19 protein-coding genes are annotated in these 21899 nt (G+C 66.4%); 5 read left to right on the forward strand and 14 right to left on the reverse strand.

All coding sequences use genetic code 11. From position 1 onward, the window contains the following. Positions 1 to 83 precede the first annotated feature (83 nt). Together aceB and aceA are read right to left on the reverse strand one after the other, a co-directional pair. Complete coding sequence (aceB, locus tag ACFO0G_RS16170; protein ID WP_376978860.1) at positions 84 to 1736, reverse strand: malate synthase A; 1653 nt, start codon at positions 1734 to 1736, stop codon at positions 84 to 86. A gap of 250 nt (positions 1737 to 1986) precedes the next feature. Continuing rightward, positions 1987 to 3315: an isocitrate lyase gene (aceA, locus tag ACFO0G_RS16175; RefSeq protein ID WP_376978862.1), complete on the reverse strand. Its 1329-nt coding sequence runs from the start codon at positions 3313 to 3315 to the stop codon at positions 1987 to 1989. A 149-nt stretch (positions 3316 to 3464) separates the two neighbouring features. Between aceA and ACFO0G_RS16180 the strand changes: the two genes are divergently transcribed. Continuing rightward, on the forward strand, positions 3465 to 4976 hold the full coding sequence (locus tag ACFO0G_RS16180) for a helix-turn-helix domain-containing protein (RefSeq protein WP_376978864.1): 1512 nt from the start codon (positions 3465 to 3467) through the stop codon (positions 4974 to 4976). On the opposite strand, the gene ACFO0G_RS16185 is transcribed toward ACFO0G_RS16180, so the two are convergent. The 4 genes from ACFO0G_RS16185 to ACFO0G_RS16200 form a co-directional block, all read right to left on the reverse strand. Beyond that, positions 4973 to 5392 (reverse strand): hypothetical protein, encoded by a 420-nt coding sequence (locus tag ACFO0G_RS16185; RefSeq protein WP_286401598.1) that lies wholly within the window; start codon positions 5390 to 5392, stop codon positions 4973 to 4975. The two genes, ACFO0G_RS16180 and ACFO0G_RS16185, sit on opposite strands and share 4 nt — an antisense overlap. A 369-nt stretch (positions 5393 to 5761) precedes the next feature. Then, on the reverse strand, positions 5762 to 6772 hold the full coding sequence (locus ACFO0G_RS16190; protein ID WP_376978866.1) for a TAXI family TRAP transporter solute-binding subunit: 1011 nt from the start codon (positions 6770 to 6772) through the stop codon (positions 5762 to 5764). Next, positions 6765 to 8210 carry a HAMP domain-containing sensor histidine kinase gene (locus ACFO0G_RS16195; protein WP_376978868.1) on the reverse strand — a complete coding sequence of 482 codons (1446 nt, stop codon included), beginning with the start codon at positions 8208 to 8210 and terminating at the stop codon, positions 6765 to 6767. Before ACFO0G_RS16195 ends, ACFO0G_RS16190 begins: the two co-directional genes overlap by 8 nt. Further along, positions 8207 to 8878, reverse strand: coding sequence for a response regulator transcription factor (locus tag ACFO0G_RS16200; RefSeq protein WP_376978870.1), 672 nt, complete (start codon positions 8876 to 8878; stop codon positions 8207 to 8209). Before ACFO0G_RS16200 ends, ACFO0G_RS16195 begins: the two co-directional genes overlap by 4 nt. Before the next feature lie 241 nt (positions 8879 to 9119). Here ACFO0G_RS16200 and ACFO0G_RS16205 point away from each other — a divergent pair, with 241 nt between their 5' ends. From ACFO0G_RS16205 to ACFO0G_RS16215, 3 genes are all read left to right on the forward strand, one after another. Beyond that, positions 9120 to 10514, forward strand: a complete 1395-nt coding sequence (locus tag ACFO0G_RS16205) for an MFS transporter (RefSeq protein WP_286401608.1) — start codon at positions 9120 to 9122, stop codon at positions 10512 to 10514. A 187-nt stretch (positions 10515 to 10701) separates the two neighbouring features. Beyond that, complete coding sequence (locus ACFO0G_RS16210; protein WP_376978873.1) at positions 10702 to 12450, forward strand: pyruvate dehydrogenase; 1749 nt, start codon at positions 10702 to 10704, stop codon at positions 12448 to 12450. Positions 12451 to 12584: 134 nt separating this feature from the next. Next, positions 12585 to 13856 carry a serpin family protein gene (locus ACFO0G_RS16215; RefSeq protein ID WP_376978875.1) on the forward strand — a complete coding sequence of 424 codons (1272 nt, stop codon included), beginning with the start codon at positions 12585 to 12587 and terminating at the stop codon, positions 13854 to 13856. A 30-nt stretch (positions 13857 to 13886) separates the two neighbouring features. Here the strand turns inward: ACFO0G_RS16215 and ACFO0G_RS16220 are convergent, their stop codons facing one another. From ACFO0G_RS16220 to ACFO0G_RS16235, 4 genes are all read right to left on the reverse strand, one after another. After that, the gene (locus tag ACFO0G_RS16220; RefSeq protein WP_376978877.1) at positions 13887 to 14744 is read right to left on the reverse strand and encodes a hydroxymethylpyrimidine/phosphomethylpyrimidine kinase; all 858 of its coding nucleotides are present in this window, start codon (positions 14742 to 14744) and stop codon (positions 13887 to 13889) included. Between the two features lie 71 nt (positions 14745 to 14815). Beyond that, entirely contained in the window at positions 14816 to 15220 is a 405-nt protein-coding gene (locus ACFO0G_RS16225; RefSeq protein ID WP_376978879.1) for a hypothetical protein, read from the reverse strand. Further along, complete coding sequence (locus ACFO0G_RS16230; RefSeq protein ID WP_376978881.1) at positions 15217 to 16128, reverse strand: TIGR01777 family oxidoreductase; 912 nt, start codon at positions 16126 to 16128, stop codon at positions 15217 to 15219. Before ACFO0G_RS16230 ends, ACFO0G_RS16225 begins: the two co-directional genes overlap by 4 nt. Positions 16129 to 16150: 22 nt before the next feature. Further along, positions 16151 to 16807 (reverse strand): TetR/AcrR family transcriptional regulator, encoded by a 657-nt coding sequence (locus ACFO0G_RS16235; protein ID WP_376978883.1) that lies wholly within the window; start codon positions 16805 to 16807, stop codon positions 16151 to 16153. 195 nt (positions 16808 to 17002) lie between these two features. Between ACFO0G_RS16235 and ACFO0G_RS16240 the strand changes: the two genes are divergently transcribed. Then, on the forward strand, positions 17003 to 17764 hold the full coding sequence (locus ACFO0G_RS16240) for a queuosine precursor transporter (protein WP_376978885.1): 762 nt from the start codon (positions 17003 to 17005) through the stop codon (positions 17762 to 17764). 121 nt (positions 17765 to 17885) lie between these two features. Here the strand turns inward: ACFO0G_RS16240 and ACFO0G_RS16245 are convergent, their stop codons facing one another. The 4 genes from ACFO0G_RS16245 to ACFO0G_RS16260 form a co-directional block, all read right to left on the reverse strand. After that, positions 17886 to 18824, reverse strand: a complete 939-nt coding sequence (locus tag ACFO0G_RS16245) for a type IV toxin-antitoxin system AbiEi family antitoxin domain-containing protein (RefSeq protein ID WP_286401630.1) — start codon at positions 18822 to 18824, stop codon at positions 17886 to 17888. A 156-nt stretch (positions 18825 to 18980) separates the two neighbouring features. After that, positions 18981 to 19739: a dienelactone hydrolase family protein gene (locus tag ACFO0G_RS16250; RefSeq protein WP_286401632.1), complete on the reverse strand. Its 759-nt coding sequence runs from the start codon at positions 19737 to 19739 to the stop codon at positions 18981 to 18983. A gap of 36 nt (positions 19740 to 19775) precedes the next feature. Then, a complete protein-coding gene (gene tgt / locus ACFO0G_RS16255; RefSeq protein WP_286401633.1) occupies positions 19776 to 21062 on the reverse strand; it encodes a tRNA guanosine(34) transglycosylase Tgt in 1287 nt (428 codons plus the stop codon). Between the two features lie 55 nt (positions 21063 to 21117). Continuing rightward, positions 21118 to 21846, reverse strand: a complete 729-nt coding sequence (locus ACFO0G_RS16260) for an SRPBCC family protein (RefSeq protein ID WP_376978889.1) — start codon at positions 21844 to 21846, stop codon at positions 21118 to 21120. Between the last annotated feature and the right edge of the window lie 53 nt (positions 21847 to 21899).

Here is a 21899-nt window from a genome sequence, read left to right on the forward strand (position 1 = left end):
CGTTACCGGACCGGCGCCCCGGATTTCGGGGGGCCTGTTGCGAAGGGCGTGCCGGCCCGGCAAACGGAAGTTGTGATTCCCTGCTAGGCCGCGGCCAGCTCCTCAACGGTGGCCTTTTCACGGGCCTCGGTTAGGTAGCGGGCGTAGGCGGGGAGGGTGAGGAAGGACGGGAACTCGGTTGCCAGGGTGACCTCTTCGAAGATGTCGCGGGCATCCTCGAACCGGTCGCCGTCGAAGCGTTCCAGCCGGGCGAACTCCTCGTCCAGGAGCTCCTCCACCCACTCGTGGCTGACGATCTCGCCGTGGTCGGTGATGGCCCGGGCGTAGATCCACTGCCACAGCTGGGAGCGGGAGATTTCGGCGGTGGCGGCGTCCTCCATGAGGTTGTGGATGGCCACCGCGCCGTTGCCGCGCAGCCAGGACTCGATGTAGCGGATGCCCACTTCGATGTTGTTCCGGATGCCCTGTTCGGTGATGGTGCCGTGCAGGGAGGCGATATCGATGAGGGCGCGGTCGTCAGGGGTGACGTCCTCGCGGAGCTTGCCGAGCTGGTTGGGCCGTTCGCCGAGGACGCTGTCGAACACCTCGCGGCAGATGGGCACCAGGTCCGGGTGGGCAATCCAGGAGCCGTCGAAGCCGTCGTTGGCCTCGCGGGTCTTGTCGGCGCGGACCTTCTCGAGCGCGTTGGCGTTGGCTTCGGGGTCCTTGCGGTTGGGTACGGCCGCGGCCATGCCGCCGATGGCCATGGCGCCGCGCTTGTGGCAGGCGCGGACCAGCTGTTCGGTGTAGGCGCGCATGAAGGGGGCGGTCATGGTCACCTGGCTGCGGTCCGGCATCACGAAGCGGGGGCCGCGGGTGCGGAAATTCTTGATGATGGAGAAGATGTAGTCCCAGCGGCCCGCGTTCAGGCCCGCGGCATGGTCGCGCAGTTCGTAGAGGATCTCCTCCATCTCGAATGCGGCGGTGATGGTTTCGATCAGCACCGTGGCGCGGATGGTGCCCTGCGGGATGCCGAGCAGGTCCTGGGCCAGGATGAAGATGTCGTTCCACAGCCGGGCTTCGAGGTGGTTCTCGATCTTGGGCAGGTAGAAGTACGGGCCCTTGCCCTGGGCCAGCAGGCGGCGGGCGTTGTGGAAGAAGAACAGGCCGAAGTCCACGATGCCGCCGGCAATCGGCTGGCCGTCGATGAGCATGTGCTTTTCCGGCAGGTGCCAGCCGCGGGGCCGGACCACGATGGTGGGCAGGTCGCCGGCCGGGCGGAGCTTGTATTCCTTGCCCTCTTCACTGGTGAAGTCGATCCGGCGCTCCAGCGCATCAGTGAGGTTCAGCTGGCCTTTGATGACGTTGCGCCATGTGGGGGTGGAGGAGTCCTCCATGTCAGCGAGCCACACCTTGGCGCCCGAGTTCAGGGCGTTGATGGTCATCTTCTTGTCGACCGGCCCGGTGATTTCCACCCGGCGGTCCTCCAAGCCGGGTGCGGGGGGAGCAACCCGCCACGACGGATCGTTGCGGATGTGCTCGGTCTCCCGGAGGAACCGGGGATCGGCGCCCGCCGCGATGTCGGCGCGCCGTGCCCGCCGTGCCTGGAGCAGCTCCTGACGCCGCTCGGCAGTGGCCCGGTGCAGCTTGGCGATAAAGGACAGGGCATCCGGCGTGAGCACTTCATCCTGCCGGCAAATCGGCTGCGCGGTGAGGGTTATGCCATTGATCGTGAAGTTATCGGTGAAGCTGTTCATCTCAGTCTCCTTAAAGACGAAAGGGAAGTTCGACGGCGGGACTTACCTGGGTGGGCCGGGATCGGAAATCCTCCGCGTGCTATCCCCATCCCCGGCGTAAGACCTCGCAAAGCTCGGTCGACGCCGGGGACAGGGCCCCTTTACGCACTCTTCCGGATTCCCCATCCCGGCCAGGCGACGTCACGCTCAGGCGCGTGCCGCCGTCGTGCCTCTTCGGTGAGCGAGGCGAATGGCTCACCTTGGGCGAAAATTAGTGGAACTGGCCCTCTTCGGTGGATCCCACGAGGGCGAGGGTCGACGCGTTCGGGTTGAGCGCCGTGGAGATGGTGTCAAAGTAGCCGGTGCCGACTTCGCGCTGGTGCTTGGTTGCGGTGTAGCCGCGGGACTCGGAGGCGAATTCCTTTTCCTGGAGTTCGACGTAGGCGCTCATGCCTTCACGGGCGTAACCGTGGGCGAGGTCGAACATCGAGTAGTTCAGGGCGTGGAAGCCGGCCAGGGTGATGAACTGGAATGTGAAGCCCATGGCGCCGAGTTCACGCTGGAACTTGGCGATGGTGTCGTCGTCCAGGTGCTTGCGCCAGTTGAACGACGGCGAGCAGTTGTAGGAGAGCATCTGGTCCGGGAACTCAGCCTTGACGGACTCGGCGAACTTGCGGGCCAGCTCCAGGTCCGGAGTGCCCGTCTCCATCCAGATGAGGTCGGAGTACGGGGCGTAGGCCTTGGCGCGGGCGATGCAGGGTTCGATACCGTTGCGGACCTTGTAGAAGCCCTCGGCTGTGCGCTCGCCGGTGATGAATGCCTGGTCGCGCTCGTCGACGTCGGAGGTAATCAGGGTGGCGGCCTCGGCGTCGGTGCGGGCGATGACGACGGTGGGGGTGTCGGCAACGTCGGCTGCCAGGCGGGCGGCGTTCAGGGTGCGGACGTGCTGCTGGGTGGGGATGAGGACCTTGCCGCCCAGGTGGCCGCACTTCTTTTCGGATGCGAGCTGGTCTTCCCAGTGAACGCCCGATGCGCCGGCCTGGATCATGGACTTCATGAGCTCGTAGGCGTTGAGCGGGCCGCCGAAGCCGGCTTCGGCGTCGGCAACGATGGGGACCAGCCAGTCCTCAACGGACTGGATGCCTTCGGAGAATTCGATCTGGTCTGCGCGGAGCAGGGCGTTGTTGATGCGGCGGACAACCGTGGGGACCGAGTTGGCCGGGTAGAGGGACTGGTCCGGGTAGGTGTGGCCTGAGTTATTGGCGTCGGCTGCTACCTGCCAGCCGGAGAGGTAGATGGCGCGCAGCCCGGCCTTGACCTGCTGCACGGCCTGGTTGCCGGTGAGGGCGCCAAGGGCGTTGGTGTAGCCGCCGGTTTTGTGCTCCTCGGTGAGCTGCTTCCACAGCTTCTCCGAGCCCCGCCGGGCCAGGGTGTGCTCCTCGGAGACGCGGCCGCGGAGGCGGACGACGTCGGAGGCTGAGTAGTCCCGGGTCACACCTTCCCAGCGGGGGTTGGCGGCCCACTCGAGCTCCAGGGCGGCGGCCTGCTGCGTTGTGTCCTGGCTGGACGGCTGCTGGGTGGGCTCAAATGCTGCAGTCATCGTTGATCTCCTTGATTGAGCTCCGGATGGAGTAGGTGGGAACCGCGTCGTTGAGGCTCCCACCGGCTTATCCGGTGCGGTGTTTCTTTCCGTGACAACTACTTTTCAGCACTTTCAACCCCCTTTCTAGATAAGAAGTCTGGAAAGAAATGCACTTCTTCACGTATTCTTCAGAAATGTCGCCTTCAAGCTGGAACAGGGACGTTTCCCAGCCACAGTCCACCGCCGCAGCGGAACTGGATGTCATCGCGCTGGGCCGCCGGGTCCGCCATTTGCGCAAACAAGCCGGGCTCACGCTCGATGACCTGAGCGCCGCCGTCGGCACCGCGCCCAGCCAGCTAAGCCTGATTGAAAACGGCAAGCGTGAGCCCAAACTGACCCTCCTCCAGCACCTCGCGGGGGCGCTCAATGTCACCATCGACCAACTGCTCGGAGCCGAGCCTCCCAGCCGCCGGGCAGCCCTGGAAATCGAGCTGGAACGGTACCAGCGGGGGCCGCTGTACGAATCGCTGAACCTGCCCAGGATCCGCATCAGCTCGCGGCTCCCACTGGATGTGCTGGAGGCCCAAGTGGGGCTGCTGCACGAGCTGGAACGGAAGATGAACGAGCAAGTGGCCACCCCTGAGGAGGCCCGCCGCGCCAACGGTGAACTGCGGGCCATGATGCGGGAGCGCGGCAACTACTTCCCGGAGTACGAGGCCGAGGCGCAGAAGGTCCTCAAAGAGGTGGGCTACACCTCAGGTCCGCTGAGCCAGCACGTCATCGCGGACATCGCCGAGCACCTCGGTTTCACCCTCCACCACGTGGGGGATTTACCGCATTCCACCCGCTCCGTGACGGATTTGAAGAACCGCAAAATTTACCTGACGCAGAGCCAGCGGCAGGACCATGACCCCCGCTCGGTGCTGCTGCAAGCCTTGGGCCACTACGTTCTGGGCCATGAGACACCCAAAAACTACGGCGACTTCCTGGCCCAGCGGGTGGCCACCAATTATTTCGCCGCCGCCCTGCTCCTGCCCGAACAGGCAACCGTGGATTTTTTGCAGAAAGCCAAAGCGGCCAAGGAAATAGCCGTTGAGGACATCCGGGATGCGTTCGCCGTTTCCTACGAGACCGCAGCACACCGCTTCACCAACCTGGCCACGAAGCATCTGGGCCTCACCACGCATTTCCAGAAGACACACCAGAGCGGGATCATCTACAAGGCGTATGAGAACGACGGCGTGAACTTCCCCCAGGACCACACCGGCGCCATCGAGGGGCAACCGTCGTGCAAGGCCTGGACCTCCCGCGCCGTGTTCGACGTGCCGGACAAGTTCAGTGCGTACAGCCAGTACACCGATACGCCGTCCGGCACGTACTGGTGCACGGCACGGACAGAGCGGTCCGCCAGCGGAGAGTTTTCCCTGAGCATCGGGGTGCCGTACCAGCATGTGAAGTGGTTCCGGGGCCGGGAGACCACCGCCCGGGCAACGTCCAACTGCCCGGACCCCACCTGCTGCAAGCGGCCGCCGGCCGAGCTGGCCATACAGTGGGCCGGCAACGCCTGGCCGTCAGCCCGGGCCCACTCCCACCTGCTCGCCGCGATGCCGCCCGGCGCCTTCCCCGGCGTGGACGAGACCGAGGTGTACAGCTTCCTGCAGGCCCACTCGGGGAGTTAGTCAGCGGGGGAAGCTGTGACGCCTGCAGCCGTCTCCGCGCCGCTGGGAGTCGAGCGCATGTCCAGGCAGATGATGTCCGTCAGGATGCCGCATACTGCCCGGTACGATTCCGGGTTGCCGCACCAGCGGCCGGAATCCTGGAGAAACTTTAGGAATTGCATCAGCGAATAGGTGGCCACGAGGCCTGCGTGGGCGGTATTGATTATCAGGGATACCAGTCTTGCTGCCACCTCGGCCGGGTCGAGGGCAGTGATGGAACGGCTTTCGCCAGCCTCAGGGTAGAAGCGGAAAAAGAGCTTCAGGCTCGCCAGCACCTCTTCCACGTCTGTGCTGAATGGGCGCTGGACATACCAGCAGATGAAGGCTGGGGCCAGCGTTTCCAGCTCCCGGACGTTGTCCGATAAAGGGACTGCCACTTTAGGGACGGCGGCTTTGAACGCGACTCTTGGTTGCTTTCGCACATGGTTCGTTCGTGCCGCCCGTCGGCGCTGGTTCCTGCCCACAGTGATCCTCGTTTCCTGCCTGCTCTCCTGGTCGTCCAAACAGTACGGAGGAAACTGTCGGCCCTGCGACAGCCGGAAGCACCTATGTGGAAAGTCGGCATACAAGCTGACTGAACGCCCGCTCGAATCCTGGCGTTTTCCAGACACCCCCGCTCACTCTCCTGAGGATAGTGAGCGGGCGTTGGGGTTTAGGCCGCCATAAGTGAGCGGGCGTTGATGGGTCGCCCGTCAAACGTGAGCGGGCGTTGGAGGATTTCCTGCCAAACGTGAGCGGGCGTTTGGTTAGCCGTGCAGCGTTCGGTAGGCGTCGGCTGCGGCGGGGTGCAGCGGGACGCCCGCGGTGTTGATGAGGCTCTCCGCACTGAGGAACTGCACGCCCAGGGTGGACTGCGGAATCAGCTCGCCGGCATTGTGCACCAGCAACTGGACGGTCCGCTCCACGGTGGCGTTGTCCAGGTCGCGGCGGCACAGGAGCAGATTGGGTGCGCCCACCGTCCACACTGCCGAAATTCCGGGGTAGCTGCCTTCCGGAATGAGGACGCGGTCGTACATGCCGCCATATCGCCGGCGCAGTTCCGGCAGCAGGCCCGACAGGTCCACGAGCCCCAGTGCCACTTCCTGCTGGGCGGCGGCGATGGCAGCCGTGGGCACCCCGCCGGACCAGAACAGGGCATCCACGGTGCCCGCTTTGAGGGCGGCGATCCCATCGTTGAGGCCGAGATTTTCGACGGCGGCAGTTCCGGCAGCGGGCGCAACCCGGTCAGTTGAGGTGCCCAGCCCGGCCGCTTCCAGGAGCCGGGGAGTGGTGAGCGAAGTGCCCGATCCCGGCTGGCCCACGGCAACCCTGCGCCCGGCCAGCCCGGAAATATCGCGGATGCCGCTGTCCTTCCGCACCACGCAGTGGACGTAGTTTTCGTATACCTTCCCGATGGCGGCGATCTCCGCTGTGTCCCCGCCCGGCTGGCTGGCGGCATCGGCCAGGGCCACAGCGAAAGCGGCCCGCCCGGCCCGAAGCTCGGCGATGTTGTCCAGGCTTCCGCCCGTTGCAACAGCCCGGGCGTGCGCGGCGACGCCGTGCCGCTCAAGCGCGGCGGCCAGCAGCGTTGAGAACTCCAGGTAGAACCCGCCCGGTTCGCCGCCGGCCACCACGAGTTCCTGTGGCCTGTCCCTGCCGGTGCAGGCGCTGACGGCAGGCGGCAGGAACGCTGCGAGTCCGACGGCGAAGGCTGACTTCAGCACGGCCCGTCGCTGCGGCAGGGGGCCAGGACAGCCCGGGGCAAGTGGTTCACGCATTGGCACCACCCGTTTCCGGAAGCACCGGGTCAGAAGCTGCGACGGGGAACTCAATCCGGGCCAACAACCCATGCGGAGAGGCCTCGGCGAGCACCAGCCGGCCACCGTTGGCCGCGGCAAGCTCGCCCACGATTGTCATGCCCAGCCCGGTCCCCGGAACGGAAGAGTGCCGCGGGGACCGCCAGAACCTGGTGGCAGCGGAGGCGCGCTCTGCGGCCGGAAGCCCAGGACCGTCGTCGGAAATCTCCACAACCACCACGTCCTGCTCCAGCCGGACTGCCGCCGCCACCGTGGCACCCGGGGCGTACTTGATGGCGTTGTTGAGGAGTTCGCCCGCCATCTGGGCCAGCTCTGCCGGGTGGCAGGCAGCCAGCGCCGGCGGCTGCGGCGGCTCGGCGAGGACCAGCCGGCACCCCGCCTGCTCCGCCAGCGGCGCTGCACGCTCGATCTCCCCCTGAAGTACCGGGAAAGGATCCACCGGCTGGGCAGGGGGATGGTCTCCGGAACCACCGGCAGCCCGCAGGTAGCCTTCGGACGCCCGGTGCTCCGCTGCGGCCAGCTTCAGCACCCCGTCCAGGATCTCCTCCACGCGGTCCAGCTCCGCCACGGCCCGCTCGGCCGCGTCGTGTTCGCGGGCCGTCTTCAGCTCGAGCTGCAGCAGGTCAAGCCGCAGCCGGAGGGCTCCCACCGGATTCCGCAGCTGGTGCGAGGTGTCCGCGATCAGCTGCCGCTGCGCCGCCATGCTGGCGCTGACGGTCCTGGCCATGGCCGTGAAGGACCGGCTCAGTTCCCGCAGCTCAGGTGGGCCGTCCTCCGGGAGCCGTTCCATGCGCCCGGTCCGCTCCAGCTCATGCACCGCCGAATCCAGGCGGAGGACGGGCCGCAGGACCCAGCCGGTGACCCGTGCCGCCCCCACCAGGAGTATGGTGGCCAGCGCGAGCGCGGCCACGCCCACCCCAAGCCAGCGCTCACGGAGTTTCTGCTGTGCCGTGTCCGCATGGACGTCCAGGACCACTGCACCCAGGACCTGGCTGGCGCTGCCGAAGGGGCGGAAAATGACCTGAGAGCCCGAACTGAACGGCTCCAGCGGCTTCAGCGATGTGCCGCTCACGTTCAGTCGGGCCAGGGACAAGGAATTCTGCACATCCGGCCGTTCGGGGGACAGGCCCCCGGAGGCCAGGGTGGACGCCTGCACCCGCACCACTATTCCCTCGCCGTACAGCCCCGAGTACGTGTCCATTTCCCGCTGCAGGCGCACGGAATCGCCGTCATTGGCGGCATCGAAGGCCACCTGGGCCAGCCGGTTCAGGGAGGCCGCCCGGTTGATTTGCAGTTCCTGGGTCAGCTCACGGGATGCGGACGTGAGGATGGTGCCCGAGATCAGGAACACCACTACCAGGCAGAGGACGCTGAGGACGCCCAGGACCCGCAGCCTCATGCGCGGGCCGCCTCCACCCGGTAGCCCACGCCGCGGACGTTGATAATGAAGCCGGGCTTCTGCAGTTTTGCCCGCAGCCCGGTGAGGTGGACGTCCAGCGAGCGGGATGAGGCCAGGAAGGCGTCGCCCCACAGCGCATCCAGGATCTGCTCACGGGTGACCACCGAGCCTGCGTGGCGCGCCAGCAGGGCCAGGAGTTCGAACTCCGTGGCCGTCAGCGGGATGGGGAGGCCGGCTTTAAACGCCGTGCGCCGGTTCAGGTCGATGGCGACGTCGTCCAGCACGATGGTGTCTTCCTGCGGCACGCTGCCCGTACGCCCGGCCCGCCGCGTCACCGCCTCGATCCGGGCCAGCAGTTCCACCAGTTTGACCGGCTTGACCAGGTAGTCGTCCGCACCGGAACGCAGGCCGAGCACCACGCTGCGTTCGTCGTCGCGGGCGGTCAGGATGAGGATGGGGACGTTGGTGACCTGGCGGAGTTTGCGCAGGACCTCCAGCCCATCCATGTCCGGCAGGCCAAGATCCAGGAGGATCACCTGGAAGTTCCGGTGGGACAGCAGCGCATCCGCGCCGCGGGAGAGCCGCTGCGGGTGGTGCCCGGCGCTTTCGACGGCAGCGGTAAGGGCGCCGGCCATGGCGTCGTCGTCCTCGACGATCAGCACATCCATTGCCATCTTCCTTGCTGTTTTTGTGCGGTCTCCGGTTCATCCCCCGCCTTTGGAGACTACCGCCTAAGGAACAGTTATGTCCGACGGCGGCCGGCCGGCAGGAAGGGACGGCCAGTCAGTCAAAACCTAAGGAAGTGTTAGGAAATGCCCCGCCACGTTGGTTGTGCGGTGGATCACCCATACCTTGGATGAGGCCCTCCGGCGTTGGAGGACGCACGTCACCACAAGGAGGAACTCACCGATGAGCACCCAACAAACCGCGCCCTTATCGGAGGCCGCCCAGACCCGGCGGGCCGTGGGCAACATCCTGAAGGGTTCCGCGGGCAACCTTGTGGAATGGTACGACCTCTACGTCTACACGGTCTTCGCCGCCTACTTCCAGGCCCACTTCTTCAACTCCAAGGATGAACTCCAGGCGGGCCTCGAAGCGATGGCCGTCTTCTCGACGTCCTTCCTCATGCGGCCCATCGGTGCCTGGTTCTTCGGCCGGTACGCCGACCGCCACGGCCGGAAGGCTGCGCTGACGCTCAGTGTCACCCTGATGTCCGCCGGTTCCTTCGCCATCGCGGTGTTGCCCACCCAGGACGTCATTGGGCTGTGGGCCATGATCCTGCTGGTCATCGTCCGCGTGATCCAGGGCTTCTCCGTGGGTGGCGAATACGGCACCAGCGCCACTTACATGTCCGAGGCCGCCACCAGCAAGCGCCGCGGGTTCTTCTCCAGCTTCCAGTACGTGACACTGATCGGCGGCCAGATGCTGGCCCTGCTGGTCCTGGTGATTCTGCAGAACGTCATGCCCAAGGGCGACCTGGGCGAGTGGGGCTGGCGCATTCCGTTCGCGATCGGCGGCGTGGCCGCACTGGTGGTGCTGTGGCTCCGGCGCTCCATGGAGGAGACCGTCTCCGCCGAACAGATCAACGCCGCGAAAACCCCCGCGAAGTCCGGCCAGGCACAGCCCGGCACACTCAAGCTGCTCTTCACCGGCTACTGGAAGCCGCTGCTGGTGTGCATCGGCATCACCCTGGGCGGCACCGTGGCTTTCTACACCTACACCAACTTCATCCTGAAGTTCATGAACGATACCTCCGGCATCGCCAAGACCGACACCTCCGTGATCAACTTCTGGGCCCTGTTCATCTTCATGCTGCTGCAGCCTGTCTACGGCATCATTTCGGACAAGGTGGGCCGCAAGCCCCTGCTGCTCTGGTTCGGCATCACCGGCGTGCTGTTCACCTGGCCGCTGCTGTCCACCCTGGCCGGCACCAAGGACCCGTTCACCGCGTTCCTGCTGATGATGGGCGGCCTGCTGATCGTGGGCGGCTACACCTCCATCAATGCCCTGGTGAAGGCAGAACTGTTCCCCGCCTCCATCCGAGCCCTGGGCGTGGGCCTGGGCTACGCGATCGCCAACTCGCTCTTCGGCGGCACTGTTCCGCTGATTGGCGCCGCATTCCAGAAGGCGGAGCGCGAGGACCTCTTCTTCACCTACGTCACCGTGGCGATCGCCATCTCGCTGCTGGTCTACATCTTCGCCTTGAAGAACAAGAAGGCCACGCACCTCGACGACGAGCAGGGTCACGCCTGGGACCAGGCGCCCAAGGGCGGCGGCAAGGACAAGGATCCCCTGGGCGTTTAGTCCGGACGGCGCCACGGTGCCTGTTTCCTAAAGGAGGCGTACGACGGCGGCTGCCAGGCCGCCGTCGTACGCCTCCTTTTTGTTTCGGCTTGCTGCTGCTGAATACCTGTTCCGAAGTGCCCGCTGAGGCGGGCGGACTATATTGGGCCATGTCAGAACACCACCACAAACGCGGGAGTCTGCACCCATGGCCAAGGAACTTGCCACCCAGCTCATCGAACAACTCCAGGCTGCCGGCGTGCAGCGGATCTATGGAATCGTGGGTGACAGCCTCAACCCGATCGTGGACGCCGTCCGCCAAACGGGAGGCTCCGCGAAGGGCGGCATCGACTGGATCCACGTCCGCCATGAGGAAGCCGCCGCGTTCGCCGCAGCGGCCGAAGCGCAGCTCACTGGCAGGCTCGCCGTATGCGCCGGATCCTGCGGGCCCGGCAACTTGCACCTGATCAACGGCCTCTACGACGCCAACCGCTCCGGGGCGCCCGTGCTGGCCATCGCCTCGCACATCCCCAGCAAGCAGATCGGCACGGACTTCTTCCAGGAAACCCACCCGGACCGGCTCTTCAACGAGTGCTCCGTGTACTCCGAACTGGTCAGCACCGCCGAGCAGGCGCCGCGTGTGATGCACAGCGCCATCCAGCACGCGCTGGGACTCGGGGGAGTCGCCGTCGTGACCCTGCCCGGCGACATCGCCGGCCTGGAGGCTGTAGGTTCCACTCCCGCGCCGGCCACCTTCCGGCCGGCCGCCCTGGTGCCGGATCCCGCCAGCGTGCAGGCGCTCGCCGACGCGATCAACGACGCCGGCAAGGTTGCCATTTTCGCCGGTGCAGGCGTCGAGGGGGCGCACAGTGAGCTCATGGCGCTCGCCGAGCTCGCCAAGGCGCCGGTGGGGCACTCGCTGCGCGGCAAGGACTTCGTCCAGTACGACAACCCGTTCGATATCGGCATGACCGGCCTCCTTGGCTACGGGGCCGCGGCGGAGGGCATCGAGGACGCAGACCTGCTGATCCTCCTGGGCACGGACTTCCCATACGACCAGTTCCTGCCGGACACCCGCACCGCCCAGGTGGACCGCGCGGCCCAGCGCCTGGGCCGGCGGACCGACGTTGACATCGCTGTCCACGGCGACATCCTGCCCACGCTGCGTGCGCTGCTGCCGCTGGTGAAAGCCAAAAAGAGCCGCCGGTTCCTGGACCAGATGCTGAAGAAGCACGACCGGCTCATGAACAAGGCCGTGGGCGCCTATACGCGCAAGGTGGAGAAGAAGCAGCCCATCCATCCCGAGTACGCGGCGTCGCTGCTGGACCAGGTGGCCGCCGAGGACGCCATCTTCACTGCGGATACCGGCATGTGCAACGTCTGGACCGCGCGCTACATCAACCCGCTGGGCACGCGCCGGCTGATCGGGTCCTTCCTGCACGGCTCCATGGCCAACGCCCTCCCGCACGCCATCGGCGCGCAGCTGGCGTATCCGGGCCGCCAGGTCATCTCGGTTTCCGGCGACGGTGGGCTCTCCATGCTGCTGGGCGAACTCATCACTGCCGCCGCATACAAGCTGCCGGTCAATGTGGTCGTCTTCAACAACTCCACCTTGGGCATGGTGAAGCTGGAAATGCTGGTGGACGGGCTGCCGGATTTCGGCGTGGACGTGCCGGACGCCAACTACGCCCAGGTGGCCAAGGCCCTGGGCTTCCACGCCGTGCGGGTCACCGATCCAAGCCAGATCGAGGCGGCCTACCGGGAGGCGTTCGCGCACCCGGGCCCGTCACTCGTGGAACTCATCACCGACCCCAACGCACTGTCCATCCCGCCCAAGATCTCCGGATCGCAGGTGATCGGCTTTGCCACCGCCATGTCCAAGGTGGTCCTCAACCGCGGCGCAGGCGAGGCCGTCAGCATGGCCCGCAGCAACCTGCGGAACATTCCGCGGAGGTAAGGGGCGCCGGTTCCCACACGAAACGGCACCAAATCGTGACCCGGGCGCGGTCCCGCTATCCCGTTGCCGGTGCTTGACTGGCGGTAGGCGGATTCCCCGCCGTTTTCCTCGGTTGTGCGGGCTTTGGGGGCGCGATGAAACGGAAGATTCCGGCACGCATTCTTGCGGGCGCAGCGGGCCTGGCGCTGGTTCTGACAGCCTGTGCGGCCTCGCCGCCGGCAGTGGTGAAGGCCGGCGGCGTCGAACGCGTGTCGGTGGGCCGGTCCGACTACCAGGCCGGGCTGGCGCAGCTCCAGGCATCAGCCCGGAAACTGGGCGCAACGCTCCTCGCCAACGGCGGGGAGGCCGGAAACGGCAACGTCGTTGCGTCCCCGGGCAGCCTGCTGCTTGCCCTGGCCATGCTGCGCACGGGTGCGTCTGGGGCGACGGCCGCCGAGATGGACAACGTCCTGGACCTCCCCGCACAGCACCGCGACGAGGCGCTGGCCGCGCTGCTCGCTTCCTTGGAGGCTTTCGACGGCGACCCCGGCTCGGTGGACGAAAAGAACCCTCCGCGGCGGCCGGTTCTGCACACCGCCAACGGCCTGTTCGTGGACAAGCGCGTACCCGCGGGTGAGGGTTACCTGCGCTCACTGGCGCGATACTTTGGGGCCGGTGTGTACCCAGTGGATTTCCAGGATGAGGGCACCACCAAACCGGCGATCGACGCCTGGGTGGACAAGAACACCGGCGGACGGATCAAAAAGGCACCCGCTGGTTACCGCCGCGAGAACACCTTCAGTATGGTCAATGCCGTGTATTTCGCCTCGGCATGGAAGGTTCCTTTCAATCCGGCGGACACCGCAGACCGTCCCTTCACGACTGCCACGGGTGAGAAGGTCTCTGTTCCCACCATGTCCGGCGTCCAGGATCTCGCCTTTGCCCGGGGCGAGGGTTGGCAGGCCGTCGACCTTCCCTACGCCGAGGGATTCGTCATGCGGCTGGTTCTGCCGGATGCCGGGACCCCCGGCGCCGGCGAGCCATACCTGGCAGATGCTGCCCGGGCACTGGCCGCGGCTGCCCCGGCGCCTACTCAGATTTACCTGCCGCACTGGGACGACAAGAGCAGCTTCGAGCTGCGGGAGGTTTTCGCTGGCCTCGGCCTGCGGAAGATGCTTGATACCGAGACAGATTTCGACTCGATCCAGCCTGGCCTGAAGATCACGCAGGCCGCGCAGGCCGCCAACATCACCGTTGCGGAGAAGGGCACCATTGCGGCCGCCGCCACCCAGATCAACGCGCAGGCGGTGAGCGGCACCGTCTCCTCGCGCACGATCCGTTTCGACCGGCCGTTCCTCTACGAGATCGTCCACGTCGAGACCGGGCTGCCGCTGTTTATGGGCAGGGTGTCTAACCCCAGCTCATGAGACCTTCCCTGGGATTCTGCAGGACCAGGGCTAGCGGGCGCCGCCCTGCCAGAGGGCATCGAAGGGGGCGCCCGAGGCAACCCGGTTGCGGATGCCGGCGGTGACGAAGTCCTTGGCGGTCCGGGCGGCGTCCAACGGCGTGGCACCCTTGGCGAGCTCGGCCGTCACCGCGGCGGCGAGCGAGCAGCCCGCACCGGACACTGCCACCTCGCCCACCTTGGGGGCGCTGAGGACTTCGAGGGTCTGGCCGTCATAGAAGACGTCGACGGCGTCCGGGCCTTCCAGCCTGACCCCGCCCTTGGCCAGGACTGCTGCGCCGCTGAGCTCGTGGATGCGGACCGCAGCGGCCTTCAGCGACTCCACGTCCGTGATGTCCAGGCCGGACAGCGACTCCGCCTCGAAGTGGTTGGGCGTGACGAATGTGGCCAGCGGAAGGATCTGGGACTTGAGGGCCTGGTCCGTGTCCAGCGCGTGGCCCGGCTCCTGGCCCTTGCAGATCAGCACCGGATCCAGCACTACGTTGGCGAAGCTGTTCTCCTTCAGGGCGCCGGCCACGGTGCTGATGGTGGCAGGGCTGCCCAGCATGCCGATCTTCACCGTGTCCAAAGCCGACGGTGCGCCCGACGCCGGACCATACGCCGCCGCCGTAGCCTCCAACTGGTCCGCGATCACCTGCTGGTCCACCGGCACGAAGCGGTGGTTCCAGCTGTCCTTCGGGTCGAAGGACACGATGCAGGTGAGGTTGGCGATGCCGAAGACGCCGAGTTCCTGGAAGGTCTTCAGGTCGGCCTGCGCGCCGGCGCCGCCGGTCGCTTCGGAGCCTGCGATGGTGAGGACGACGGCGGGACTTGCGGCGGGCAGCGTAGCGTCAGGGGTAGCGGAAGTCATGCACCCATCCTGCCACCCGGCGTCGGCCGCTTTCCATGTGTCACCGGACAGGGCTCCGGGACGCCGTATGGTCAGGGTTCCAGCGGTGCAGGTGCGGGTACCCCGGGTTGGTGCCCGGCTGCGTCATGGATGGTGACGAGGCCGGACACGGCAGCGCGCCCCAGGGCTGCGCAGAGCCCGGTCCACAAGACTGTGCCCCACATGGCGGGCCAGTGGCTCCCGGTGATGAACATGAGCGTGAGCATCCCGGTAACCAGCCCTGCCGCGCTGACGGCCAAGACGTGAAGCAGTTGGTTGCGGACCGGCCGCATGCAAACTCCGGCAGCCAGCGCCAGGGGCATGCCCAGAAGCAGCGCGGAGAGCGTTCCGTAGAGATAGCCGGGGAAACCCAGGGGGAACCCGAAGACCAGGACTGTGAGGAACGCGCCGGCAAGGAACGCGCCGGGACCGAAGGTGACGCGCACCGGGCGGCTCATCCCTGGCCCTTGGCGATCTGCAGCAGGGCCCGCCCCAACTCCGGCTGGCTGTAGACAAAGCCTGCGTCCAGGAGCTTCTGCGGCTGGACCCACCTGCTTTTGAGTACCAACTCGGTTTCGGTGCGGATCAGCACGGCCCCGGCCCGCAGCAGCCACGCAGGGGTGGGGAGCCCAAAGCGCGCGCCGTAAGCCCGCCGCACCAGGCGCATCATCTCCTGATTGCTGACCACATCGGGCGAGGCCACGTTGACGGGTCCGGTGATATCGGTCCGCGCATGCAGGAAGCGGATGCCGCGGTATAGGTCCTCCACGTGTATCCAGCTGAAGCGCTGCCTGCCGTCGCCCATGTGGCCGCCCAAGCCCAGCCGCGCCAGGTTTGCGAAGGGCGCCAGCGCGCCGCCGCCGCGGCCCAGCACGATGGCGATCCGCAGCGGGATCTTCCGGGTGGCCGGCGTGGTGGCTGCCTCGACGGCGGCTTCCCAGGCTTTGGCTACGTCCACGGAGAACCCGGAGCCAAGCTCGCCCCCGGCTTCGGACTGGGGGCGGTCGCGGGCGTCCCGGTAGATGGTGCCGGTGCTGGCATTCAGCCAGGTCGACGGCGGCTCCGGGCACTGTGCGATGGCCCGGCCGAGTGCCTTGGTGGTGGCCACCCGCGAGTCCATGATGATCGCCTTGTTCCGCCTGTTGTAGCGGCAGGAGACGGACCGGCCGGCGAGGTTCACCACCAGTGCGGCGCCGTTGAGCACCCGGACCATGCCGGCGTCGTCGTCCCACGCTGCCGCAGAACTGCCGGTTCCCTTGCGTCCTATGGTGCGCACCGTCCACCCGTCCTCCTGGAAACGCCGGCGAAGGTACGTGCCGATGAAGCCCGAAGCCCCTGCCACCACCACGGTCTTTGTGCTGCCCATCTTGTCCCCCAATGTTTCTTCCCTAATCGCGGATGCTGCGGCTCAGGTCCAGGACATCGTCCAGAACCTTGTTGACTCCCGGAATGCGGGCCAGTGACAGTCCGCGGGCAAGGAGTGGGGCCGCGCCGTCCACCAGCTTCCTGGTCCGCCGCTGGCCCTCCGATGTGTCATAGACCCAGAAGAGGGTGACCCCCATGTAGCAAAGCCACAGCAGCTCCGGCAGGTCGGCCCGCAGCTTCTTCGGCACGGCAGGTTTGGCTCCCTCCACGGTGCGCCTGAAGATGTCCAGGGATGCCTCCCGCGCAGTCGTGGACCCTGCTGAAAAGGGGTTCACCGGTGACGTGGGCCGGATGGCGGTGGCCACGAAGTCCGCGCCGAACCGGTGGTACGGGGCCATGACGTCAAGGCCGGTATGCAGCGTGGCCTTCAGCCGGTCGGCCAGGGCGGCGGTCCCGTCCAGCGCCTCCGCGGCCCGCGCCGCGTGCTCTGCCTGTACTTGGATGTACAGCTCGTGGACCAGGTCATCCTTGGATGCGAAGTAGTAGTAGGCGTTGCCCACGGAAACGCCTGCCTCGGCGGCGATGGCGCGCATGGTGGTTTTCTCGAACCCGATGTCCCGGAACATCCGCAGCGCGGTGTCCGCCACCAACTGCCTGGTCTGTTCGCTCTTCGCTGCCACAGCATCCCCATTCTTGAACGTGTTCAAAAGCAGTCTGCCACACTACTTGAACATGTTCAAAAAATACTCCGCGCCGGTCAGCCCTGCTGCTCGAGGAGCTTTGTTGCGAAAGGCGGTGCGAGAATGACACGAGTGCTAATACAACCGGCCGCCCATGACGGCGGGCCGGCCAACCACTCCTGAACGGATCCCCTGATGACCCCTGCCCCCGGCCGCAGCGCCGTGCCCGAAGACATCCAGCCAACCGCCGCGCGTTCCGCCGCCAGATTCGCGGACATCGGTTCGCCCTACTTCGGGATCATGCTGGCGGCCATGGCAGTGGTGCTGATCCTGTCCAACATCGGAGCGTCCAAGGGAGTGGCATTCGGCCCCATCGTAACCGACGGCGGCTTTTTCCTCTTTCCGCTCGCGTACATCCTCGGGGACGTAATCAGTGAGGTCTACGGCTATAAGGTGGCCCGGAAGGCCATTTTCACCACCTTCGCGTTGTCCGTGTTCGCTTCCCTTTGCTACTGGGTGGTCATCGCGCTGCCCGGGTTCGACGACGAGTACGGCGCAGCCAAGCAGTCCGCCCTGGAAGGCGCCCTTGGCCCCGTGCCGCAGATTGTCCTGGCTTCGCTGCTGGCATTCCTGGCCGGGCAGACCATCAACTCCTGGATCCTGGTGCGGATGAAGGCCCGCACGGGGGAGAAGTCCCTGTGGGCGCGGCTCATGGGATCCTCGGGGGCCGGAGAGTTCGTGGACACGCTGATCTTCTGCAGCATCGCCGCGCCCGTCATCGGCATCGCCGACTTCGGCGGCTTTGTGAACTACGTGCTGGTGGGTTTCATCTACAAGACCCTGGTGGAGTTCCTCTTCGTCCCCGTGACCTCGCTGGCCATCAACTGGGTCAAGCGGCGCGAGCCCAGTTACGGTGCCCCGGCCCGCGCCGCGGAAGCGGTGACCAACGCCGCGTAGCTGCCACCCGGCGTCGGGCGTTCCAACAGCTGATCGCGTGGGACCGCCGGAAAGCTGCCGGATCGACGGAAATTACCGGCGTTTTGGTGCCGTTCCGGCGATTTGGCGCCCCGTGGCATGACTACCGCCGGAGCGCGCCAAGAACTCGGGCTTTGAACTCCTGTTCGCGGAAGAGGTCGGCCCATTTCACGCGGACGAAGGTCCAGCCGTCCTCGGTGAGGGCATTCTCCCGCTGCCGTTCCTGGTACAGCACTTCGGCGGCCGGTTTGTAGTCGAAGTACTTCGTTTTACCGTCGAATTCCAGGGCGACCTTCTTTTCCTTCCAGGCAAAATCAAGGCGGTACCGGCCCGCGCGCGTGTCAACGTTGACTTGGGGCTCCGGCAGGGGAAGGTTCAGCCGTATGAGGAGTTCACGGGTAAGCGTCTCACCGGCCGACTCCGATCGAGGATCTGCGTGGGCGAGCGCGAGCCGGAGCCACCGGATCCCACGGCTTCCCGGCAGGCCGTCAGCCATGCTTTCCATGACGGCTTTGTCCGCACCGAGCCGGAGGGCGTGGTCCATCAGCACCAGTGCCTGCCGGTGGCCCAGCATCATGGCGCAATCCACTACCGTCCGCTCAAGCGATGTCACCCGGAGGCTGCCGAGAGTCACCACATCCGCCTCCGTCCAGGGCCGGGTGTGGCCACGGACATCCTTGCCGAGCCGTTCGCTTGATGGGCTGCCTGGCAGCAGAAGGTGGATCAGGTCATCGACGTCCCAGACATACAAACGGTGCAGCCGGGCCGCCGAAGTGTGGCTGTACACATAGCCGCCTGCTGAGGAGGTCAGCGTCCCGTGGGCATGGGCGTAAATCAACTGCCTGCTGCGGACAGGCCCTGACTGCTCCTCCCACAGCCCGGAGCGGATGTAGCAGCCGTGGCGGAGGCGGACAAGCTTCCCGTGGAGCACCAGCGCCTTGATGGCCCGGGAATTGAGCCCGTGCTCGTGCAATTGTCCCGTCCGCCACAGGTTGCCGGTGCTCGGAAGGGCGGGGAGGCGGACCGGCTGCTGTGGCGTCATGCCGACACGATCCTGCAGCTGTGGCACCTCCGGAAGGGGCCGCCGTCGTCATGTGGACAACGTCCTGCCTCCCGGGCTCGCCGGAAATGTGCGGGGTCGCCGGAACGTTCCGGCGGGCCGGCAGCTTTCCGGCGGGTTCGACGGCGGCTGGCCGGCTTAGCCCTTCAGCGCGCCGTCCAGCAACGCCCGCAGTTCCTGGAAGTGCCGCTCGGTGGCTTCGGGGTGGAAGGCGGAGGTGTCCGCCATGGTGTAGCCGTGCGGGGCCCCCTCAAAAATCTCATTGGACGCTTCCAGCCCTGCGTCCTTCAGCGTTTCGCCCAGGCGGGCGACGGCGGCGGGGGCCATGCTGGGGTCGTGGTTTGCGTGGCCGAACACGAACCGCGCCTTTGCCTCCTTGAGTCCCAGATGCGGGCTGTCCGGCTCGTCGGTGACAAGGCCGCCGGCGTGGAAGCCCCCGCACGCTGCCACTTCCTCGGGGTGGGAAGTGGCGGTGCGGACGGCGAGCCGGGCACCCATGCAGTAGCCGGTGGTCCCGATAGGGCCGGGGGCCACGCCGTCGAGCGCCCTGAGCGCGGAAACCCAGGCATCAATGTCCGGCAGCGCCTTGTCCGAGGTCAGCCGGCCAACGCGCGGGAAGGCAGCCTTGCCGGCCGTCTCCCGGCCTTCCTGGCTGGTCATGTCCATTGAAGGGGCCAGCTCTGCGGCCGATCCTTCCCGGTAGAAAACATTCGGCGCCAGCACCACGTAGCCCCAGTCGGCAATGCGCTGGGCCATCTCGTGGATGCGGGGCCGCAGGCCGAAAGCGTCCATATAAAAGATGACGCCCGGGAAAGGGCCGGTTCCGTTGGACGGACGGGCCACCAGGGCCTCTGCGGTGCCGTCAGCGGCAGGGATTTCGATGGGTTCGATAGGCATGGGGCTCACCCTACCGGAGCTCCCTGATGGTAGTGCCTAGGAGTAGTACCGGCCCAGCGTCTCGGCCTTGAAGTCGAAGAACGTGCCGGACTCGATGGCCAGCCGGGCATCGTCCACCATCTTTACCACGAACCGCTCGTTGTGGATGGAGATGAGGGTGGCGGACACCATTTCCTTGGCCTTGAACAGGTGGTGGATGTAGGCCCGCGAGTAGTTGGCGCAGGCGTAGCAGTCGCAGCCTTCCTGCAGCGGCCCGAAGTCGCGCTTGTACTTGGCGCCGGAGAGGTTAAACCGGCCTTCCGGGGTGTAGAAGGCGGAGTTCCGGGCCACCCGGGTGGGGGAAACGCAGTCGAAGGTGTCGGCGCCGTTTTCGATGGCGGTGAAGATGTCATCCGGTTCGGAGATGCCCAGCAGGTGCCGCGGCTTGTCCTCCGGGAGCTCCTCGTTGCACCAGCGGACGATGGTGCCCAGGTTTTCCTTCTCCAGGGCACCTCCGATGCCGAATCCTTCGAAGGGCATGGCCCCAAGATCACGGCAGGCCTTGCGGCGCAGGTCCTCGTACTGGGCGCCCTGGATCACGCCGAACAAAGCCTGGTACGGCTTGGCCGCCCGTGCCTCCGTCAGCCGGAAGTGCTCTTCGATGCACCGCTCCGCCCACAGCCGGGTGCGTTCCAGCGATTCCTCCTGGTACCGCCGGGAGTTCTGCAGGGTGGTCAGCTCGTCGAACGCGAACATGATGTCCGCGCCGATCTGGTGCTGGACCTGCATGGAGATTTCGGGGGAGAAGCGGTGCCGGTCGCCGTTCAGGTGGGACTTGAACCAGACACCGTCGTCGTCGATGTGTGCCAGGCGTTCCTTGCCGGGTGCCACCGCGTCGTCCGGTCCGGAGGCGTCCACAGACTTCATGTCGATGACCTTTTTGAACCCCGAGCCCAGGCTCATCACCTGGAATCCGCCCGAGTCCGTGAACGTGGGGCCGGACCAGTTCATGAAGGCGCCCAGCCCGCCGGCTTCGTCAAGGATGTCCGGGCCCGGCTGCAGGTACAGGTGGTAGGCGTTGGCCAGCAGCGCCTGGGCGCCAAGGTCCGCCATGGATTCCGGGAGGACGGCCTTCACCGTGGCCTTGGTACCGACGGCGATGAACGCCGGCGTCTGGATCTCGCCGTGCGGGGTGGTGATGGTGCCGGTGCGGCCCAGGAACTCCCCGCCGTTTTCAGCAACCTGTTCCCCGGAGGGCGGGCAGGAGTCCCCAAGGCGCGTGCCTACCGTGAAGGAAAACTGTGACCGGGTATCAGGCAGGGCGAAGGCAGGGTTGGCTGGCACCGTACCAGTGTGCCAGCAAACCACCCGGCCCCCGTAAATCAAGGGGCAAGTGGGGTCAGCTGGCCGGTTCCGATGCCGGGTAGTTCGTGGCCCGCCAGGAATCCCAGGACTGCCGGATGGCGTCGAACGCCCCGGCCCCGAGATCGTAGGTGGACGCGACAACCAGCGAGCCGTCGCCTTCTGCCCGGACATCCTTGATGGCGGGATGGTCGGCCACCACCAGCAGCCCTTCGCCGTGCTCCGCGTAGCCGTGAACGGTAAGCCCCACCTGGTGGCTGGTCCGGTACCAGACCTTGCCGCTGATCTCCTCACCGGTGCCCAGCGTCACCTGGTACGGCTCACCCGGTGCCGGGAGGCCGGCGAGCCCCAGCTTGTCGATGGCGGAGCCGTTGCCCTCGGTCAGGTGCAGGAACAAGGTGTGCCGCTTGCCGTGCGGGTGCCGTTCCAAAGCGAAGCGGAGCTGCTGCAGGAACGTCAGCCAGCCCTGGGTGATGTCCTCGTCCCAGGCAGCCCACTCGGAATCGTGATCCACGGCTCCACGCGTGACGCTGACCCGCGTCCCCCCGGCTTCCGGGTGGAGCTGGAACGTGTCCCCGCCGTGCACGGTAAGGCTCGTGTGGTCCGCGGCTTCCTCCACGTCGCTGGAAAAGTAGATCTCCTTGATCTCGGATTCCAGGTCTTCGGCCTGCCAGCCATGCCACTGGGCCACCCTGGACGGTTCACGCAGCATGGTCCAGACCTGCGGCGCGTCGGCGTTGATCACTACGCTGAGATTGTTCGTCATAGCCCCGAATGTACGCCCCGGAAACTGCCCCGGGTAGGGGTAACTTCCCCGCC

The sequence above is a fragment of the Arthrobacter sedimenti genome (assembly GCF_042652025.1).
Classification (GTDB): Bacteria; Actinomycetota; Actinomycetes; order Actinomycetales; family Micrococcaceae; genus Arthrobacter; species Arthrobacter sedimenti.

Bases quoted from the DNA above. Each gene is read 5' to 3' on its own strand.
- aceB (WP_376978860.1), bottom strand. From the start codon at position 1,736: ATGAACAGCTTCACCGATAACTTCACGATCAATGGCATAACCCTCACC.
- aceA (WP_376978862.1), bottom strand. From the start codon at position 3,315: ATGACTGCAGCATTTGAGCCCACCCAGCAGCCGTCCAGCCAGGACACA.
- ACFO0G_RS16180 (WP_376978864.1), top strand. From the start codon at position 3,465: ATGCACTTCTTCACGTATTCTTCAGAAATGTCGCCTTCAAGCTGGAAC.
- ACFO0G_RS16190 (WP_376978866.1), bottom strand. From the start codon at position 6,772: ATGCGTGAACCACTTGCCCCGGGCTGTCCTGGCCCCCTGCCGCAGCGA.
- ACFO0G_RS16195 (WP_376978868.1), bottom strand. From the start codon at position 8,210: ATGAGGCTGCGGGTCCTGGGCGTCCTCAGCGTCCTCTGCCTGGTAGTG.
- ACFO0G_RS16200 (WP_376978870.1), bottom strand. From the start codon at position 8,878: ATGGATGTGCTGATCGTCGAGGACGACGACGCCATGGCCGGCGCCCTT.
- ACFO0G_RS16205 (WP_286401608.1), top strand. From the start codon at position 9,120: ATGAGCACCCAACAAACCGCGCCCTTATCGGAGGCCGCCCAGACCCGG.
- ACFO0G_RS16210 (WP_376978873.1), top strand. From the start codon at position 10,702: ATGGCCAAGGAACTTGCCACCCAGCTCATCGAACAACTCCAGGCTGCC.
- ACFO0G_RS16215 (WP_376978875.1), top strand. From the start codon at position 12,585: ATGAAACGGAAGATTCCGGCACGCATTCTTGCGGGCGCAGCGGGCCTG.
- ACFO0G_RS16220 (WP_376978877.1), bottom strand. From the start codon at position 14,744: ATGACTTCCGCTACCCCTGACGCTACGCTGCCCGCCGCAAGTCCCGCC.
- ACFO0G_RS16225 (WP_376978879.1), bottom strand. From the start codon at position 15,220: ATGAGCCGCCCGGTGCGCGTCACCTTCGGTCCCGGCGCGTTCCTTGCC.
- ACFO0G_RS16230 (WP_376978881.1), bottom strand. From the start codon at position 16,128: ATGGGCAGCACAAAGACCGTGGTGGTGGCAGGGGCTTCGGGCTTCATC.
- ACFO0G_RS16240 (WP_376978885.1), top strand. From the start codon at position 17,003: ATGACCCCTGCCCCCGGCCGCAGCGCCGTGCCCGAAGACATCCAGCCA.
- ACFO0G_RS16245 (WP_286401630.1), bottom strand. From the start codon at position 18,824: ATGACGCCACAGCAGCCGGTCCGCCTCCCCGCCCTTCCGAGCACCGGC.
- ACFO0G_RS16250 (WP_286401632.1), bottom strand. From the start codon at position 19,739: ATGCCTATCGAACCCATCGAAATCCCTGCCGCTGACGGCACCGCAGAG.
- ACFO0G_RS16260 (WP_376978889.1), bottom strand. From the start codon at position 21,846: ATGACGAACAATCTCAGCGTAGTGATCAACGCCGACGCGCCGCAGGTC.